Genomic DNA, 20830 nt, shown 5'->3' on the forward strand with positions numbered 1-20830 from the left:
AGATATAATCGTCTTTTGTAATCCAATTTTTTAAGCGAAATCCTTTCGCGAATATGACCCTTTGTTTAAAAACCTCTAATTAAGCTTAAAATCATACCTTATGCGTATTGTTGCGGAATCGTTGCTTTTTATCCGGACCCCTTGACAAACTTGTTTTTATAAGGTATCATGTCTGATATCAGTTAGTTGTAGTTGATGTGATAACATAACAGGGTGTTTTAAATATGAAGATTCCAAAACTGTTTTGTAAATGTATGTCAGTTTTTACCATAATAACCTTTCTATCTACCAGCATTGCATGGTCGGCTCCTCAGAACTCATTAAATTCCGGTTCCCGGGCTGTTGTTAAAGAATCTCTCGCGCCTGAACCCTTTGACTTTGAGAAAGAACTCTCTTCTGAAAAGATAGAGATCTATGAAGGGTTGAATGGTTTTCTGGAATATACCTGTGAAACGGTCTTAGATACTGTTAATGATGCCTTGAAAAAGAGGAAAACAATTGATGTTATAAATTCAAACATAGAATCTCTGCTCACGGTAAAAACCATGAAATATCGGTCAGATAAACACAAAGTTCGTTGTGAAATATTATATGATCTGATAAAAGTTGGTGTAACGAAGAAAAATATTATTAGTTATCTTATTATCCCGTTCATTAAAGGAGGCAATTATTACACTTTTATTTTTGCTAACAAAAGGATCTCCGAAAATGAAAAAAACACTATGGGGAAACTTAAAGAAATGCCATTTTCTCCTTCTGCTGAGATAAGAAAAGGCATTAAGATACCATGCAAAGTCCTAAGTATCCCCGAAAATATTTCGCAGGATGAAAAAATAAAATTGTTGTCAAAGATAACTCCTATGTCCTCTGATGAATGGCTTGAAGAACCAACAATGATAGTATCCTCATCAACGGAATTCGGGAGACCTTTGCTTGATGTTATTGTTGGGTGTTTAAATGACAAAAAAAGCAAATTAAAATCAATTGAACCGCTTATGACGGGACATATTACAGCATCTATAGCGGATAAATTAAAAGATACTTCATTAAATGGACGAGATAAACGGGAGATAGATGAAATTTGCAGGAAATTAGAAGCAATAGACGATGATATTAAAGGACCAATTAAATGGATTCAGCGTGATGCGGCAATGAGTTCTGAAGATAAGGCCGCTGAAATAAAGAGAATAAAAGGCGTTTTGGCTAAAAAAGAAGAAGGGTTAAAAACCATAGGCGCAGATCTCATAGTTGCAAGCTTAGGAGAAGAAAAAAGTGACGCTATTGATGAAGTGATCAAGGAGGAAAAAGCAGAGTTAGAAGAAGCAAAAGAAGTAATAGCTTTGATAGAATCTTTGGATGTTGTTGAAACTAAAGGAAGACCGGAGCCGGCCAAATTCTTGAAAGATCCTTCACAGTATCACCTTATAAGCTCTTTTCACACAAAATTTGCAATACTTATGGAAATAATCATTAATGTTGACAATAATATTTTAGATATTGGGGGTATTGCTAGAATTATGGGTGTGTCAAGTCTGCTTCTTACCGTGCCATATTTCTTTTATTTTTTTTGCAACTTATCACAAGGACCAGTCCCGGGATTTGTAGAGTGGATGTCGACGAATTTTGTAAACATGGTTGGCGTTCCTGCTGTATTCCTGAGTGTGTTTTTCTTAAGCGAAGGAATAATGAAGTATGCAAAGAAAAAGCTGAAACGTATCGAAAAAGAATCAGTCGATATAATTGAATATAATAAAAATATTCACGGGATCTCTAAAGAACTTAGAAAAATAGGCGATATTAAGGTAGGGTTTATAAATGTGAAACGAAAAATGACGGAGTTGAGGAAGCTGGAAAACTTTGTAAACAAAACAGAAGAAAGGTTAGGTGCTATTGAAAAAAGAAAAAATGAAATAATAAAAGAAGCTATGCTAACGCTTTCAAAGGAGGAAATAGAAACTCCAAATCTTTTAGATTTGGAAAATGAGTTAAACTGCAAAGAAGCTGAGATAAAAGCGCTTCGTACATACGTTGCATGGCTTGGACCTGAATCTGCCGCACCAGCGATTTCGGAAAAGAAGATGAAAAAGAAGATAATTGAAACAGCTCAAAAATTGTCGCCTAAGGTGTCAGAACATGAATTATTGATGGAACGTGCAAGGGAATTTATAGAAGAGGGGAGGGGACCAGGACAGGAAGTTGAATTATCTTTAACTGCTAAAACTATAGGGCCAACGATTACAGAAGATTTTAGCGATGCGGTTACTAAGCGTATTCTAGATCCAGATAACCACATAAAAATTGACATAACAACTAATGCTAATTCGAACAATGCCGCATTGAGATATGCTGGGGCTGCAGGATTAATACCTATAGTTGTAACTGGAGAAGAACTTGCTTTTGATATGGGTAATGGGACGGATGCTCCCGGCTGTATGGTGCCTGATAAGGCCAACGGTGTTACATATTTTGCTATTACACAGGCGGCTTACAACAGCGATGATGCTACTGTGATACGTGACGTAAATCTATCTTCAATTCACGATAACGCAGAATTCGAAGCATTAAACGACAATGGCTATTTTATTGAGAACGATCCTGTTAAAAAAGAACTAAAGAGAAAAGCCGCGCACTTAAAGGGTCTAAGAGCGGAGTGCAAAATAACCAAATCACGTATATTAGAAGGGATTGACAAACTATCAGCCAAGAACAGGTATGACATACTTGCTCAAATGGCAGCTGATACTCAATTGAAGAAAGAGGAAATAGAGGCAGAGGCTAATCCTTATCTAAGCGCAGGTGACAGGAGCTTCGCAAAAAGACTGGCAGATGAAGTTAATGTCCGTGCTCAGGCACTTCTTGCTGAAAAGGATGGGCTTAAATCAATGTTATCCCGATTAACAGGTAGCATAGAATATAAATACAAAATAATTCGTATTTACACGAAATTACAATCAATAGGCGATATTAAAGAGGAATTTAAACATATTCTGCTTGATAAAGAACTAAATCCCAAAGAAAAGCCCGGGGAAATAGAGGAAATAAAACGCCGTTTGGCTGAAAAAGAAGAAGAATTGGCAGACATATCTAATGCTCTCTTTATTGCAAGCATAGAAAAAGAAATCAATGACCCTATAAAAACTGCTATTGATAAGATAATTGAGAAGAAAAAAGCAGAGATAAAAGAAGTAGAAAAAGTAATAGCTTTTGCGGAATCTTTGGATGTTACAAAAACTGCATCAGTGGTAAAACCGGCCAAATTTTTAAAAGATCCTTCACGTTATTCCCTTGTAACCCCTTCTCATGCAATATATTCATGGCTTATTAAAACAATCCTAGGGCTTGATTCTAACTATGAGTCTGGTCTAACTATATTTTCGAGTACGTTTAGTATGATGGCAACTATATTTGCATGTCTCGCTTGTTTTAGTCCCAACTCAGACGCAATAGTAAGAGTATCAGCTATAGCAATGATGTCAATAACATTTCTTGGCGCGATGATTGCCCTTGCTGTTGGCGCATTGGTCCCCACGGGAATATTAAGATATACAAAAAAGCGACTGAAACCCATGGAAAAAAAATTAGCCAAAGCCGCTGCCAATAAAATTAAATATAATGAATATAATAAAAAAATTCGCGAGATCTCTGAAGAACTTATAGAAATAGGCAACATTGATGCGGAGTTTATAAAAGTGAAAGGAAAAATGCTGGGGTGGGGTGGGCTGGAAGATTTCTTGAACGAAACGAAAGCAAAATTAGATGATATTGAAAAAAGAAAAAATGAAATAGTAGCAGAAGCTGAGAAAAATCTTTCAGATAAGGAAATAGAAACTCCAAATTTAAAAGATTTGAAAAAGGAATTAAAATACAAAGAAGCTAAGATAGAAGAGCTTCGCACATACGTTGCATGGCTTAAACCTGAATCTGCTGTACCAGCACTTCCGGAAAAGGAGATAATTGAAATAGCTCAAATATCGCCATTACCTGATAAGTCAGAAAGTGGAGCATTGATGGAACTTGCAAAGAAAAAAGATACGGCAGGCAAAGAGGCAGAGGAAAAAGCAAAGAAATTAGAAACATCTTTAACTGCTAAGACAGTTGGCCCCACGATTACAGAAGATTTTAGCGATGCGGTTACTAAGCGTATTCTAGATCCAGATAACCACATAAAAATTGACATAACAACTAATGCTAATTCGAACAATGCCGCATTGAGATATGCTAGGGCTGCAGGATTGGTACCTATAGTTGTGGTGGGTGAAGAACTTGCTTTTGATATGGGTAATGGGACGGATGCTCCCGGCTGTATGGTGCCTGATAAGGCCAACGGTGTTACATATTTTGCTATTACACAGGCGGCTTACAACAGCGATGATGAGACTTTGATACGCGACGTAAATCTATCTTCAATTCACGATAACGCAGAATTCGAAGCATTAAACGGCAATGGCTATTTTATTGAGAACGATCCTGTTAAAAAAGAACTAAAGAGAAAAGCCGCACACTTAAAGGGTTTAAGAGCGGAGTGCAAAATAACCAAATCACGTATATTAGAAGGGATTGACAAACTATCAGCCAAGAACAGGTATGACATACTTGCTCAAATGGTAGCTGATACTCAATTGAAGAAAGAGGAAATAGAAGACAATAATGAAATTGCTTCAGACGATAAAGCATTTGCTAAGGAATTAGCTGATGAAGTCAAGGCCCGTGCGGAGATACTTCTTAATGAAAAAACTGGAATTGAGTATGATCAACACGAAGGGTTGAATGATTTTCTGGAACATACCTATAAAGTGGTAGCAAAGACTGTTAAGGATGCCTTGAAAGCGGGGAAAACAATTGATGATATAAATTCAGACATAAAATATCTGATGTTGGGTAAAAGCGAAGAGTATCAGTCAGAGAAGCACAAAGTTCGTTGTGAAATATTATTTGATTTGATGAAAGTTGGTGTAACGAAGAATAATATTATTAGTTATCTTATTATCCCGTTCAAAAAAGGAGGCAATTATTACACTTTTATTTTTGCTAACAAAAAGATCTCCGAAAATGAAGAAAACACTATGGGAAAACTTAAAGAAATGCCATTTTCTCCTTCTGTTGAGATAAGAACAGACATTAGGATAGGTTGCAAAGTTCTAAGTATCCCCGAAAATATTTCGCAGGATAAAGACATAGCATACTTGTTAAGTAAAGCGGCTATGTCCTTTGATATTGATCAATGGCTTGAAGAACCAACAATGATAGTATCCCGATCAACGGTACTCAAAAAACCTTTACTTGACATTATTGTTGGGTGCTTAAAAGACAAGCAAAGCAAATTAGAATCAACTAAACCGCTTATTTCAGGACATATTACAGCATCTATAGCGGATAAATTAAAAGATACTTCATTAAGTGGACGAGATAAACGGGAGATAGATGAAATTTGCAGAAAATTAGGAGCAATAGACAATATTAAAGGGCTAATTAAATATATTCTACTTGATAAGGAAATGAATTCTGAAGAAAAGGCCGAGGAAATAAAGAAAATAAAACGCTTTTTGGTTAAAGAAGAAGAAAAGTTAAGAGACATAAATACAGCTCTCTTTACTGCAAGCTTAGGAGAAGAAAAAAGTGACGCTATCGATGAAGTGATTAAGAAGGAAAAAGCAGAGTTAGAAGAAGCAAAAGAAGTAATAGCTTTAATGGAATCTTTAGAGGTTACTAAAACTGCATCAGAGGTAACGCCGACCAAATTTTTGAGAGGGCCTTTATATTATAACATTACACACCCTTTATCCGAAGAACAAGTTGGTGAAGATAATAACTTCGGGCAAGTGCTTATTGCAGTGGGATTTTTCGGGCAGATTCTGTACTACTCGGCAACGATTGGTTTAGGTGGTACTATTGTACCATTATCCATAATGATGATTGGAATGACTGCGGTATTAATTATTTGTTTGGCTTTAATGATTTTCACTGGTATGACAGCAAGTTGGGTAAAGAAATTGATCAGAAAAGTTTTACCTGCCAGGGGTGTTGAATATGATAAAAATATTTATAGGATCTCTAAAGAACTTATAGAGATAGGCAACATTGAGGCAGAGTTTAATAATGTTTTAATAAACGATCCTGTAAATCTTTCTCCTGTAAGATATCTCTTAAACAAAACGAAAAAAAAGTTAGATGATATTGAAAAAAGAAAAAATGAAATAATAAAAGAAGCTATGCAAGAGCTTCCAAGAGCGGAAATAGAAACTCCAAATCTTTTAGATTTGGAAAAGGAATTAAAATACAAAAAAGATAAGATAGAAGCACTTCGCACATACATTGCATGGCTTAAATCTGAATCTGCCACACCAGCGATTTCGGAAAAGAAGATGATTGCAGAGGCTCCAATATTGCCATTATCTGATGAGTCAGAAAATGAAGCATTGATGAGCCGTGCAAAGACGGCAAAGACGGTAAGGGTGAGGGGGGAATTAGAACAGGAAGGTGAAATTGTTATGCCGGCCGGAAAAAATCTTACGGCTCTCGGGGCTGATGTTCCGCATGCGGAGACTAATAAGGCAATTAAAGAACACCTTGTTGGCGAGGGCGCTATTACACTTGCTATAGATTTTAAAAAGCCCGATATTGAACAATCGTTAACCTATGGGACAGCCATATTGCCGGATGTAGAATCAAATAAATTGGAAAGAACAAATGATATTGAAAATGGGTTTATAAAAAATTCTGAAGACATTGCTAAGTTTAAAGAGAAGATGAAAGATGTGATAGGTAAACTAAAAGATGTTACAATAAAATATCCTCCAAATGTGACAAATAAAGATCTGTTAGATGCAATCGAAACAAAAGGGATTTTCTTTTATAACGATGTAACGATAGGGAATGATGTTTTTGCCCATTCCGGTATGCAAATCAATGTGCCGATAGGGATGGTTTTACACGCAAAAAGCGATGATATTGCGAAACTACTCTTAGAGGAAGCTAAACATATAGTTTTAAATGATCCTTACCATAAGATTATAAAGCATGATGAAGGATTGAGGCGGAGACTGCTTTCCGTGGCGTTGATGGAAGGAAAGCGAGCTGAGGAAATTGCCCGGGGAATGGAAAAAGCAATGGCAATGCTGAATATAAGGCCTGAAAAAGCCATGAAAAATATCGAAGCGGTAAAATTAAAAGATCCGGGTTTAGCTGATAAGATGACATTTGTGTATTTAACAGTGGATCCTGATTTTATGGTAAATCTGGATAAAGAGATAGGAAAGAGGAACGGAAAGAAGAATTTCAAGGTGATACCGGTTTACAAAAAGAGTTCTATGCGGGCATTTAATTATCTTGATGAAGCGGCGAAAAAATATGGAAATATATTGTTTCCGCCGGTTGACATTGATGAATTAAAGACATACAAAGAAGAAGGAGAACTACTTGAGGAGGCGGCAATAAATTATGCAGGGATAAAATTTCCTAAATTTGTTATAACCGGTAAAAATATCGGCTGGATAAATTCAGCGGATACGGATTATATGATAGATAATATTGTGTCTGATAAACCAAATATACTGGTAATGACACCAAGGATTCCGGGTGAAGATGAGATAAATAATATAGGGTTATTGTTAGATATAATGGAAATAGGGATAATGGCCCGTCAGAGAGCAGGTGATGCGTTTGATACGATAACATTTGCCCAATTGGCTGAATATCTCGCTCCTGCGGTGAAAGAACAGTTTCTTTTAGCGGTAGCTGAATTGGGGTTAGGGATTAATGATAAAGTAGCAGATATAGTCAAATCTCCGATGTCGATACAAAATGTTGATGAAACATTAAAGAGTAATATCATATCGGAAAAAGCCATGATAACAGCCGCATAACACTTCGCTGTTTCGTGACGAAATTCAATGAGAAAAAAGTGCGCTGTTGTCCTCCTCCTTATTGCTTCCCTCATTGCTCAAGAAAATATGTCAATGTGATATCAGAAACAGTGTATGCCTTTAACGAAGGCAAAAAGAGCTTTTTATCTAAAACGCACTCCTGTATTGACATTTTTGCCAGAAATAGTAAAATATACGTTCGTTTTAAAGGTTTATAAAAAAAGGAGTTATAGGTGCTTTTCAGAAGTATAAAAGGTGTAAATGATATTTTGCCTGATGTTATTGGTCTCTGGCAGAAAGTGGAGTCTTCTGCTCGTAAGGTGTTCTCCCTCTACGGATATGAAGAGATACGGACACCTATCTTTGAGCAAACAGAACTTTTTGCCCGTAGTATAGGACAAACTTCTGATATAGTGAAAAAAGAGATGTATTCATTTACCGATAAGAAGGGGCGTGCTGTTACGCTTCGCCCTGAAGCAACTGCCCCGGTAATAAGATCTTATATCGAGAATAAGGAACATTTTAGGAAAGCTATCACAAAGTTGTACTACCTTGGCCCGATGTTTCGATATGAACGCCCTCAAAAGGGTAGATCACGCCAATTTCATCAGATCGGAGTAGAAGTTGTTGGTGGATACAGTCCTTATACAGATGCTGAAGTTATTGAAGTGGGATATCAGTTTTTTAAAAATATAGGTCTCGGTGACATTGTAATAGAAATTAACAGTGTTGGCTGTCCTGAATGTCGGCCGCGATATTCTAAAGCGTTAAAGACTTATTTAGAGGATAAAATTGGTACATTTTGCGAGGATTGTCAGGACAGGTACCAGAAAAATATTTTGAGGATTTTGGATTGTAAGGTGAAAGAGGATATTTTACAGCTCAATGATGCCCCTGTTGTAACTGACCATGTGTGTGAAGAGTGTAGCGAACATTACAAAACGGTACAGAATGCATTGAATATTCTCAAAGTTCCTTTTACTATAAACCAGAAAATGGTAAGAGGTCTTGATTATTACACTAAAACTGTTTTTGAGATAAAACATGGCTCATTGGGTGCCTTGGATGCTGTTGCAGCCGGAGGGAGATACGATAATCTTATTCATGAGCTTGGCGGCGAAAAAAAAGGTGCGGTAGGCTTCGCGGTAGGTATGGAGCGTATAATTCTCGCTCTTACTGAACGTCTAGAGACTGGAATTGATACATATAATCTTGATGCATATCTGGTGTCTCTGGGGGATGAATCTTTTAAACAAAACTTTATTTTACAGGATCGTTTGCGAAAAGCTGGTTTACGCATTGATATCTCCTATGATGCTAAAAGCATTAAAGCGCAGATGAAACAAGCCGATCTTTCTAAGGCACGGTATACATTAATACGAGGAGATAATGAACTTGCTGATAATGTGATAACCGTAAGAGATATGAAGAGTGGCGATGAGAAAAAAATCAAAGTTGATGATATTGAAAGCTGGTTTGCCCGGAATTCTCAGCGAATATCTGCTGTAGAGACGTAACTACCTACGTGTGCGGCGTTATGCTCCGAAAGTCCTTCTAGACGTACTGAAAGTACGACTGCAAAGGACTTGGTCGCATGCCTTGCACACGCAGGCAGTAACGTCTCTTCGCTATGAAATTCGATGAGAACCCCGGGCCAAATAATAAATAGCATATTGGAAAACACTGGAAGAAAAACAAGGAGTTGTGATGGAAATGAGTAAACGTACACATACCTGCGGCATGCTGACAGGTCAAGATGTTGGTAAAGAAGTGGTGTTAATGGGATGGATTGATTCTCGGCGTGATCATGGTGGCCTTATATTTATTGATTTGAGGGACCGAGGCGGCATTACGCAATTAGTTCTTGATCCGCAGATGAATGAAGAAGTACATAAGATTGGGGAAGAAATTCGTAATGAATATGTTATTACGGTAAAAGGTGTAGTGGGAAATCGACCTGAGGGTACCACTAACGATAAGTTGAAAACAGGGGAAATAGAAGTTAAGGTTAATGACATAGGGGTATTGAGTAAATCACGTACTCTGCCGTTTGCTTTGGATGAAGAGACTCTCTCTGAAGATATACGTCTGGTATACAGGTATATAGATCTTCGAAGGCCTTTTATGCAGAACAATATCAAGCAGCGGTACAAAATTACGAAAATTGCGCGAGATTATCTTGATCAGGAAGATTTTATCGAGATTGAGACACCTTTTCTTACAAAAAGCACCCCTGAAGGCGCACGAGACTATTTGGTGCCGAGTAGAGTGAATGAAGGTAAATTTTACGCGCTTCCTCAGTCTCCACAGCTTTTTAAACAGCTACTGATGGTTTCTGGATACGAGAAATATTTTCAAATTGTACGTTGTTTTCGTGATGAAGACTTGAGAGCTGATCGTCAGCCGGAATTCACTCAGATTGATATTGAAATGTCTTTTATAACGCCTGAAGATATTTATCGTCTCATAGAGGGGATGCTTAAAAAGATATTTAAGGATGTGTCAGGAAAAGACATTGAATTACCTTTTAGGAGAATTTCGTATAAGGATGCAATTGCAAGATACGGAACTGACGCGCCAGACTTACGATTTGGCCTAGAGATAAACGATATCACACATATTGCGGGGAAGTGTGATTTTAAGGTGTTTAGGGGTGTTTCCGATAATAAAGGTAAAGTATGTGGTATACGTGTTCCTGGCGGGGCATCGTTTTCACTTAAAGATATTGAAGAGTTGACCTCATATTTACGTGATTTTGGAGCAAAGGGTTTAGCGTGGTTTAAGATTGATGAAGCAGGTGCGTTTACCGGACAGATTGCAAAATTCTTTAACGCAGATTTACAGGGGGAAATAAAAGATGTATTTGATGGAAAGCCCGGTGATATCCTGTTTTTTGTTGCGGATAAAGCTAAGGTTGTGTATCCATCTTTGGGTGCTTTGCGTAACCAAATAGCGGATAGACTCAAACTTAAAGATCCTGCAAAGAATGAGTTTGCATGGATTGTTGATTTTCCACTTTTTGAGTATAGTGAAGAGGAAAAACGTTATGTGAGTATTCATCACCCTTTTACGTCGCCGAGAATGCAGGATATTTCACTTCTTGATACTGAGCCTGAAAAGGTGCATGCAAATGCATATGACATTGTGTATAATGGTGTCGAAATAGGTGGCGGAAGTATCAGAATACATGACAGTGAGTTACAGAAAAAAATATTTTCTATTTTGAACATAGATGAAGAAACTGCTTCCGGGCAGTTTGGCTTTTTGTTGGAAGGGTTGCAGTATGGTGCTCCACCGCATGGCGGTATCGCCTTGGGGCTTGACCGGCTTGTGATGCTTATGCTGGGACTATCTTCAATACGTGACGTTATAGCGTTTCCTAAAACGGCAAGCGCTACGTGCCTTATGACAAAGTCCCCATCGGAAGTAGCTCCTAAACAATTAAAAGAATTACATATTAGGGGGTTGAGAACTGATAATAGCCCCAATTTGGAGGGTAAGATTTGAGCCGTATGCAAGGCGTTACGACGTTGGCGTGCCCTATGCGGCACGTAAAGGAGGAGCAACGAAGCAGACGGACCAAAGATGAGCCTCCCCGAAGGGGCTGGCCGCTTTTGGGCTGCAACTGTGTCACTTATCGTTTGCGTATCGCAGAGGATACGCGACACTCTTCGTTCCTTGTTTCTCTCCAAAATCGGCTCAGCCAAATTAGGGATATTATCAGCTCTCAACCCCCAGTGTTCATTAATAATTACCGCAAGTATTTGTCTCGTAATGTGGTGTATACTTGTGGTATGTGTTTTATATAATACACATGAAAAAGAGAAGTTTTTTCTGTTGTCAAACGTAGGTGAGGAAGCATTTGCAATATGGTTAAAAATAAGAATGGAAAAAAAACAGAGATAAGAACACGGTCAAAATCGTATTCGCGACATACTTTTTTGCAAAGCGGGAATGCAGTAAAGATTATGCTTGCTGTTTTGACAATTGTTGCTGTTTATATGATTTTTATCCAGAAGAGTGTTTCACCTGTTATTAATTTGTCGTTAGGGCAAATGAGTCCTACCGATATATATGCTACGACAGATTTTCGTTTTACCGATGAAGATATGACAGAAGCTTTGCGTCTCAAAGCTTCGGAAAACGTTATACCCGTATACAGTATTAATGACGAAGAAATCAAAGTGGCAAATGAAAAAATAAAGAAATTCTTTTCTGATATAGCGCCTATAGCGGCAAATATAGATCTGTCGTTTGATGATAAGCTTGAACAAGCAAAAAGCATATCAGGAATAAATATTTCTGATGAAGACCTTGCTGTCCTCTTGATTACCGATGATATCACTTCTATTTCAGACAAATGTGTTTCGCTCTACGGCTCGCTTATGAAACAGGGGATTTTAAGTAAAACAGATAAAGTAAAGATGTATCAGGATGTGGGAGATAGAATAAATATCCTTGACTCAGAAACAGGGCACTTGCGCCTGACACCGGTTTCATCAGTTATAAGTATGGAAGATATTGATAACTATCTCTTATGGCAAGCAAAGAAGCAGTTTTCCAATTCACGTTTTATAAGGAGTATTGTTAATTATCTAGGGAATTATGTTGATGTTAATTTAGTTTTTGATAAAGGAAAAACTGAAGAGTTGCAGGAATCAGCGAAAGATAATGTAAAAAAGCAGTATGATTATGTGAAAAAAGGGCAGATTATTATCCGTAAAGGAGAGGAGATAAAAAAGAGACATATCGCTGAATTAAAAGCTCTTGCTGAAACAGAAATGCTTGCTGAGTCGAAAAAGGGTAAATGGCTATATCGTATCGGCATTGTCCTTATTACTATTCTGCTCGTGATTTTCTTCACTGAGTATATGCGTGTGTATGAAGGGAGATTGTTTCAGGATAATGCAAAATTATTTCTTATAGTAATTATCTTTCTTGCTACATTAGTTGTGTCAAAGTTTGTTCTCTACATCAATGAGCAGATTGAATTACCACTGTTAAAGTATATTATTGTGGTGCCTTGTGCATCAATACTGTTTGCATTGCTTATTAATCAACGGGTTTCTCTTATTCTTACTGTTGTGCTTTCAGTCTTTCTTGCTCTTATGAATGCCCAGAGGCTTGATTTCGCGCTGTTAAGTCTTGCAGGGGGTGTTGCTGCTATTTTTATTAGCCGTACAACGAAACATCGTTGGCAGGTCATGCGTATCGGTCTGGTTGTCGCATTGACTAATGTAATGCTTATCTGCGCGTTTCAACTTATCGGTAATTTTTCACTGCATGTGTTTATCAATCAGGCAATATCCGGAGTTATAGCTGGTTTAGTGTGTGCTATACTTGCCGCATTTTTTATACCTCTTTTAGAGTACATCTTTAATATTCCGACAGATCTAAAGCTTTTAGAGTACCTTGATCTCAATCATCCGCTCTTAAAAGAAATGGTTCTGAAAGCGCCCGGCACATATCACCATTGCTTGATGGTTGGAAATCTTGCAGAAGCCGCATCAGCTGCAATTGGTGCAAATCCACTTTTAGCGAAAGTGGGTGCTTATTTTCATGATATTGGAAAACTGCTTAAACCTGAATATTATTCCGAAAATGAGGCTTACGGGAAAAGTTTTCATCAGGGATTAAACCCGAGTATGAGCAGCTTAATTATATTGTCTCATGTTAAAGACGGTGCGGATCTCGCTCGTAAATATAAGTTGCCAAAAGTTATTACTGATATTTTACAGGAGCACCACGGGACAAGTCTCGTATATTATTTTTATAAAAAAGCTGAAAGTATCGCAACGGAAGGAGATATTGTTGAAGAAGAGAGTTATCGCTATAAAGGCCCTAAGCCGCATTCAAAGGAATCCGGGATTGTTCTTTTTGCTGATGCTATTGAAGCAGCCTCACGTTCAATAGATAAACCGACTCCTTCGAGATTAGAAAATCTTATAAAAGAGATTATTAATAATAAAATAAATGATGAACAGCTTGATGAATGCGATCTGACACTCAAGGAAATTAACACCATAGCTGAAACATTTCTGCGAGTTCTTGTTGCAATATATCATTCACGCATTAAATATCCGAAAGAAGAAAACAGTGAAAAGCATGATGACAAAAAATCGGATAAAGAAATAGATTTTAAAATAATACAGAGTGAGTGTTAAATGGTAAGAAAAAATATTATAATAAAAAACATTCAAAGATTTGCACGTATGAATTCGGTTTTACTGCAAAAAGTCATTTCATTTGTTTTGGACAAAGAAAAGATTAAGGATAAAGAGCTGACACTGCTTCTTGTGGATGACCAGTATATTAAAAAAGTAAACAAGAGATATCTTCGCCGTACTACCGTAACTGATGTAATTTCGTTTGAATATGATAATGTTGTTGGTGATGTGGTTCTCGGGGATGTTATTGTTTCTGTTGAACGAGCATTACACCAGTCAAAACGCTACAGAAAAGAGTTTTCTGAAGAAGTATGTCTTTATATAATTCATGGTATTTTGCATCTTACAGGTTATGATGATACATCAAAGGTAAAAGCGTCTCGCATGAAAAAAAGAGAAGCAGAATTGATAAAATTAATTAAAGAATTACATGGTGAAGATGTTTTTGATAAGATAGCACGATTATTGATTGAAAAATAAAAGCGTGTATACTTGTAGTAAACTGGTGCCTATAATGAAAATACATTTATTTTTTGAAGGATTTAATAATGCAATAGAAGGGATTATCTATGTTCTTAAAACACAAAAGAACATGAGATTCCATTTTATTGCCGGGTTTGTAGTTCTTATTGTAAGCATATTTATGGGGTTAGATAGCCGGGAGTATCTATTTTTGTGTTGTGCAATTGGATTAGTTCTGTTTGCTGAAATGATAAATACAGCAATAGAGCTTACAATAGATCTTATCGGTGACGCGTATCATCCTCTTGCTCGCGTTGCAAAAGATGTCGCTGCGGGAGCGGTATTTATTGCGGCTCTGTTTGCAGTAGTGGTGGCATATCTTGTTTTGTCTCCACACTTTGTTGAGCCTATTCAGATTGGTATTCATAAAATAAAAACATCTCCATGGCATCTGTCATTTATTGCGCTCATTCTTGTTATTACGCTAACAATACTTGCGAAATTATTTCTTCACAGGGGAACGCCGTTACATGGTGGAATGCCAAGCGGACATTCTGCAATAGCTTTTTCAATATGGACAATAGCATCACTTGTGTCAGGATCGCCGCTTATAGTAATACTAGTGTTTATATTAGCTTCAATAGTTGCATTTGGTAGGTTTTTTCAAAAAGTGCATACATTTTATGAGGTGCTTGTAGGTGCAGGATTAGGTATAATTGCAACATTACTTGTTTTTCAAGTATATACTACGGTAACACAATAAAAAAGGATTTGGCATGGCCATCACAAAAGATGATGTATTATATGTAGCGGAGTTAGCGCGTTTAGAATTGAGTGAAGAGGAAATAGAGCTTTTCACAAAACAACTGGGGTCAATCTTAGAGTATGTTGATACATTGAATAAACTTGATTTAGAGGGTGTCGAGCCAACTGCACATATCGCACCTGTCAGAAATGTTGACAGAGATGATGTGTGTCATGAAAATGTGCCTGACGATATAATATTTGATAATGCTCCCGAAGAGCATGAAAAACTGTTTATGGTTCCGAAGATAATAGAGTAACGCGGTAATTATAAGATATAACAAGGTGTTTTTACTATGATTGATATAGCGAAACTTTCAGCACATGAAATAAGAGATATGGTTTCACGTAAAGAAATCACTGCGCAAGAAATTCTTGACCTATATTTCCGTCAAATTGAGAAATGTGATTCAAAGGTAGGTGGGTATGTCCGCTTATTATCAGAATCTGCTTATGGTGCGGCTAAAAAGGTAGATGAAAAGGTTGCACAAGGCCTACCGGTAGGTTTGCTTGCAGGTGTGCCAATAGCAATTAAAGATAACATGGTTATTAAAGGTGAAGAAGTTACGTGTGCATCAAAAATTCTTGAAGGGTATCGATCTCCATATGATGCTACGGTTATTAAAAAAATCGGAGCTCAAGATGGTATTGTTATTGGGAAAGCAAATCTTGATGAATTTGCAATGGGTTCTTCAACTGAGAATTCTTGTTATAACCCGACGCATAATCCATGGGATCTTGAACGAGTGCCAGGTGGTTCAAGCGGTGGGTCAGCGGCAATTATTGCTGCACGTGAAGCTGCACTTGCTTTAGGCTCTGATACTGGGGGGTCAATACGCCAACCTGCTTCACTGTGCGGTGTTATTGGAATGAAACCAACGTATGGAAGAGTGTCACGGTATGGACTTGTTGCATTTGCCTCTTCGCTTGACCAGATAGGTCCTTTTGCACATAATATGAAAGATTGCGCTCTTATGCTTAATGTGATATCCGGCTATGATGCGAGTGATTCAACATCCATAAAACAAGATGTGCCAAATTATCTTGAATCGTTAGAAAAAAGTGTTAAGGGCTTAAAGGTAGGTGTTCCTAAAGAATATTTCCAATCAGGACTTGATAAAGGAGTCAGTGCAAAAATACATGAGGCAATAAATGTTTTGCAATCACTCGGTGTTGAACTGGTCGATATATCTTTACCTCATACAGAATATGCAATTGCGACTTATTATATCATTGCAACAGCTGAGGCAAGCTCAAACTTAGCACGATATGACGGTGTGCAGTATGGGTACAGGTCTGCGGAAGATTCAAAGGATGCTCTAATCGGTATGTATAAACATTCTCGGTCAAAAGGTTTTGGCGCAGAAGTTAAAAGAAGGATTATGCTTGGAACGTATGTGTTAAGCTCAGGGTATTATGACGCGTACTACTTAAAAGCCCAGCGTGTAAGAACTCTTATGATTAAGGATTTTGAAGACGCCTTTAAAAAGTGTGATTGCATCATAACTCCGACATCACCAACTTGTGCATTTAAAATAGGGGAAAAATCATCAGATCCGTTAGAGATGTATCTTTCAGATATTTGTACAATATCTGCAAATTTGGCAGGGATACCGGCTCTGAGTGTTCCGTGCGGTTTTGTTGATAATCTTCCGGTTGGCCTTCAATTGCTTGGAAAATATTTAGATGAAGAAACATTGTTAAGGGTAGGATCTGCGTTTGAATTAAATACTGATTATCATTGTAAAATACCTGATATTGTTAAGTAAAGAACGTTTAGCGGTTCTCGGTTTGCGCTGAGCGCGAAAGCAAAAAAAACGGTGAGAATATATGGAATACGAAGCGGTAATTGGACTTGAAGTACACGTCCAATTAAAAACTAAGTCGAAGATGTTTTGTGGCTGCCCAACTGTTTTTGGCGCACAGCCAAATACGCAAGTATGCCCTGTGTGTTTGGGTTTGCCGGGTGTTTTGCCTGTTGTGAACAAAAAAGCTGTGATTGCAACAATTAAAACAGGACTTATGCTTGGGTCAACCATTTCACATTTCAGTAAGTTCGATAGAAAAAATTACTATTATCCGGATTTACCAAAGAATTATCAGGTTTCACAGTTTGATAAACCTCTTTGTTTAGGGGGGAGTATTGATGTTGAACTTGATGGCGTAGGGAAGTCAATAGGTGTTACCCGCGTACATTTAGAAGAAGACGCCGGAAAATTAACGCATATGGACGTATTAGGGAAAAGTGGTGTTGATTTTAATCGGACAGGTATTCCGCTTATGGAAATAGTCAGTGAACCGGATATGCATACACCGGAAGAAGCTTTTGAATACCTCAAAGCCGTCAAACAGATTATTACATATCTTGAAGTGTCGGATTGCAATATGGAAGAGGGTAGCCTGCGATGCGATGCGAATGTATCTATACGCCCTGTAGGAGAAACCAAGCTTGGCACAAAAGCAGAAGTGAAGAACATGAATTCGTTTAGCAATGTGAGAAAAGCGCTTACCTTTGAAATTGATCGCTTAAAAGAATGTGTTTCTCGCAATGAGAGGATTATACAGGAAACGCGGTTGTGGGATGTAACGACACAAAAAACATTTTCTATGAGATCGAAGGAAGAGGCGCATGACTATAGGTATTTTCCTGAACCTGATTTAGTGCCAATGCAGTTTAGTGACGAGTATATTGAGTCAATAAGAGCAACAATTCCTGAAATGCCTGCTGAAAGAAAAGAGAGATTTATACAGAAATACGGGCTTAATGATTATACTGCAGGAGTTATGACAAGTGAAAAAGCGATTGCTGATTATTTTGAGCAATGTACATCTCAATTTTCTGATTTTACCATGGTTGCCAATTGGATAATGGGGGATCTTTTAAGAGATCTTAACGAGAACAATATAGCAATTAACATGTCTCCGGTAAGCACGTCAATGCTTGTAGATATGCTGAAACTTATAGAAAATAAGACAATAAGCGGTAAAATAGCAAAAGATGTTTTTGTAGATATGTTTAAAACAGGCAAACAAGCGAAAATAATTGTTAAAGAAAAAGGTCTTATGCAAATCACTGATGAGTCTGCAATAAGGGATATCGCAAAAGATGTGATAGCTCATAATAAAGCGAGTGCCGAAGATTATAGAAAAGGGAAGAAACAGGCGATCGGATTTTTGGTCGGGCAGGTGATGAAGGCGACAAAAGGTAAGGCAAATCCGCAGCTTGTGAATAAAATGCTGGTAGAAGAAATTGAAAAAAGTGAATAATAGCTAGAGTGTTTATAAGTATATAATGGAACGAGAGGTGGTGTATGGCGCTTTTTGGAAAATCAAAGCTGAAAGTTGCAAAAAGAAATATCCCGGACGGTGTTTTTACAAAATGTACCGGATGTCATGAAATGATATATACAAAAGAAATTGTACAGGCATGTAAAACATGTCCAAAATGTGATTACCATTTTACAATGACTGCTACGGAACGTATTTCGCTATTGATTGATGAAGGAACCTTTCATGAAATTGATACAAATATTGACTCGTGTGATCCCCTCGAATTTACCGGGGTTAAGTCGTATATTGAAAAAATTAAAGAAGATAAGCAACGGACCGGTTTGAAAGAAGCAGTTATTACCGGACAGGGAAAGATAAATGGCGTTGACACCATGTTTGGTGTTACTGACTCACGTTTTATTATGGGAAGTATGGGGTCAGTCGTTGGAGAAAAAATTACGCGTCTTATTGAACGCGGAATAGAAAAAAATCTTCCTGTTATTATGGTTTCCGGTTCCGGTGGGGGTGCACGTATGTATGAGGGATGTTTATCATTAATGCAAATGGCGAAAACGAGCGGTGCGTTATCAAAACTATCTGAGAAGGGATTACTCTATGTATCAGTTATGACAAATCCAACAATGGCAGGAATCATGGCAAGTTTTGCGTCGCTAGGAGATGTTATGATAGCCGAACCCGGTGCTTTGATGGGTTTTGCAGGGCCGCGTGTAATTAAACAGACCATAAATCAGGATTTACCCGCAGGTTTTCAAACAAGTGAATTCATGCTTGAAAAAGGTTTTCTTGACATGATTATACATAGAAAAGAGCTAAAATCGCAATTAGAGTCTCTCCTTTTATTTTTTAATAAAAATAATGGGAGTTACCAGAATAAACTAAATACTAATATCTAAATTCTAAACAAATTCTAAATACAAAATCCAAAAGGTCCCATTCAGGGACTAAAACCAGGGAAAACATGAGTAAATTTCTTGGGAGACAAAGACTAAAAAAACAAAAGATACAAAAAGTTAAAGACGATTCACGAGATACGATTCACGAATAACGGCTTTATAATGAGGTGCTTTATCAAAAACGCCGCAAATGTAGTGTTGTACGGTGATGTGCTTACAGAAAAAGGACTATGCAAAAACAGTTTTATTGTAACTACAAATAATAGAATTGTATCGATTTCTTCTCGCAAACCTTCTCAAAAAACGATTTCAGAGTCTAAGTGGTATAACTGTTCAGGGAAAATGATCCTGCCCGGATTTATTGATACGCATGTACATGGTATTGGTGAATACGATGTGTCTTTAGGCGGTTATGAAAACGCTATTTTAATGGGTAAACACATGGCAAAGCATGGTGTTACCGGTTTTCTCTATACTTTTTGTACGATGAGAGAGGCTGTACTCATAGAAAACATTAAGAAGGTAGCTGTAGCTTCTAAACAAAAAACTAATGATGGTGCGCGAATACTGGGGATACATCTGGAGGGCCCATTTATTAACAAGATGAAAGCAGGCGCTCAAAATGTGCGGGATATAAAGAAACCCCATCTTGTGTCGATGCAAAAATACGTAGAATGTTCTCAGGGACTTATTAAGATAGTAACATTAGCCCCTGAAGTAAACGGGGCAGATATATTGATACGCTATTTAAGGAAGAATCATATAGTGCCAGGATGCGGTCATTCATCGGTAACGTATGAAGATGCACGTAAAGCGATAAAAAATGGAGTGTGTTATGCCACACACCTGGGGAATGCAATGACAACCATCCACCATAGATATCCAGGTGCTGTAGGTGCATTTTTATTAGATAAAGATGCATATGTAGAAATAATTCCGGATGGTGTTCACTTGCACCCTGCTTTTATAAAGCTTGTTATGGGTGTTAAGGAGATAGATAAGGTTATAGGTGTTACAGATAGTTTGCAGGGTATTTCAGATAAATGTACATCCTTTATGTTCGGAGGAAAAAAGACATATAAACTAAAAGACCGGTACGCGCATAAAAATGGAACATTAGCGGGTAGCTCGTTGACAATGGATAATGCTCTAAGAAACATTATTAATTTTACTGGGAAAGATGTCTCAAATAGTGTAAAATTGATAACAATAAATCCTGCAAAAGCACTCGGAATAGAAAAGAAAAAAGGGTCACTTGCAGTCGGTAAGGATGCAGATATAGTTGTTGTTGATAAAAAATTCAATGTGCAGCTAACAATGGTAGAAGGGCGTACTGTATATAAAAAATAAA

The 20830-nt window shown here is 37.5% G+C and carries 11 protein-coding genes; all 11 read left to right on the forward strand.

The features are described 5' to 3' along the window. Positions 1-224 precede the first annotated feature (224 nt). The 11 genes from P9M13_06465 to nagA all read left to right on the forward strand — a co-directional run bounded on the left by P9M13_06465 (position 225) and on the right by nagA (position 20829). Positions 225-7862, forward strand: coding sequence for a hypothetical protein (locus tag P9M13_06465; protein MDP8262926.1), 7638 nt, complete (start codon positions 225-227; stop codon positions 7860-7862). Positions 7863-8095: 233 nt separating this feature from the next. Beyond that, positions 8096-9379 (forward strand): histidine--tRNA ligase, encoded by a 1284-nt coding sequence (gene hisS, locus P9M13_06470; protein ID MDP8262927.1) that lies wholly within the window; start codon positions 8096-8098, stop codon positions 9377-9379. A gap of 196 nt (positions 9380-9575) precedes the next feature. Beyond that, the gene (gene aspS / locus P9M13_06475) at positions 9576-11369 is read left to right on the forward strand and encodes an aspartate--tRNA ligase (GenBank protein ID MDP8262928.1); all 1794 of its coding nucleotides are present in this window, start codon (positions 9576-9578) and stop codon (positions 11367-11369) included. 362 nt (positions 11370-11731) lie between these two features. Further along, positions 11732-14026, forward strand: coding sequence for an HDIG domain-containing protein (locus tag P9M13_06480; GenBank protein ID MDP8262929.1), 2295 nt, complete (start codon positions 11732-11734; stop codon positions 14024-14026). Next, positions 14027-14509 (forward strand): rRNA maturation RNase YbeY, encoded by a 483-nt coding sequence (ybeY, locus tag P9M13_06485; protein MDP8262930.1) that lies wholly within the window; start codon positions 14027-14029, stop codon positions 14507-14509. Positions 14510-14543: 34 nt separating this feature from the next. Continuing rightward, on the forward strand, positions 14544-15254 hold the full coding sequence (locus P9M13_06490) for a diacylglycerol kinase (protein ID MDP8262931.1): 711 nt from the start codon (positions 14544-14546) through the stop codon (positions 15252-15254). A 13-nt stretch (positions 15255-15267) separates the two neighbouring features. Next, complete coding sequence (gatC, locus tag P9M13_06495; GenBank protein MDP8262932.1) at positions 15268-15555, forward strand: Asp-tRNA(Asn)/Glu-tRNA(Gln) amidotransferase subunit GatC; 288 nt, start codon at positions 15268-15270, stop codon at positions 15553-15555. A gap of 36 nt (positions 15556-15591) precedes the next feature. Continuing rightward, complete coding sequence (gene gatA, locus P9M13_06500; GenBank protein ID MDP8262933.1) at positions 15592-17064, forward strand: Asp-tRNA(Asn)/Glu-tRNA(Gln) amidotransferase subunit GatA; 1473 nt, start codon at positions 15592-15594, stop codon at positions 17062-17064. A 61-nt stretch (positions 17065-17125) separates the two neighbouring features. Continuing rightward, positions 17126-18562, forward strand: a complete 1437-nt coding sequence (gene gatB / locus P9M13_06505) for an Asp-tRNA(Asn)/Glu-tRNA(Gln) amidotransferase subunit GatB (GenBank protein ID MDP8262934.1) — start codon at positions 17126-17128, stop codon at positions 18560-18562. Positions 18563-18606: 44 nt separating this feature from the next. Further along, entirely contained in the window at positions 18607-19479 is an 873-nt protein-coding gene (gene accD, locus P9M13_06510) for an acetyl-CoA carboxylase, carboxyltransferase subunit beta (protein MDP8262935.1), read from the forward strand. Positions 19480-19641: 162 nt separating this feature from the next. Further along, positions 19642-20829: an N-acetylglucosamine-6-phosphate deacetylase gene (gene nagA, locus P9M13_06515; GenBank protein ID MDP8262936.1), complete on the forward strand. Its 1188-nt coding sequence runs from the start codon at positions 19642-19644 to the stop codon at positions 20827-20829. Position 20830 lies beyond the last annotated feature (1 nt).

The organism is Candidatus Ancaeobacter aquaticus (assembly GCA_030765405.1).
Taxonomy (GTDB): domain Bacteria; phylum Auribacterota; class Ancaeobacteria; order Ancaeobacterales; family Ancaeobacteraceae; genus Ancaeobacter; species Ancaeobacter aquaticus.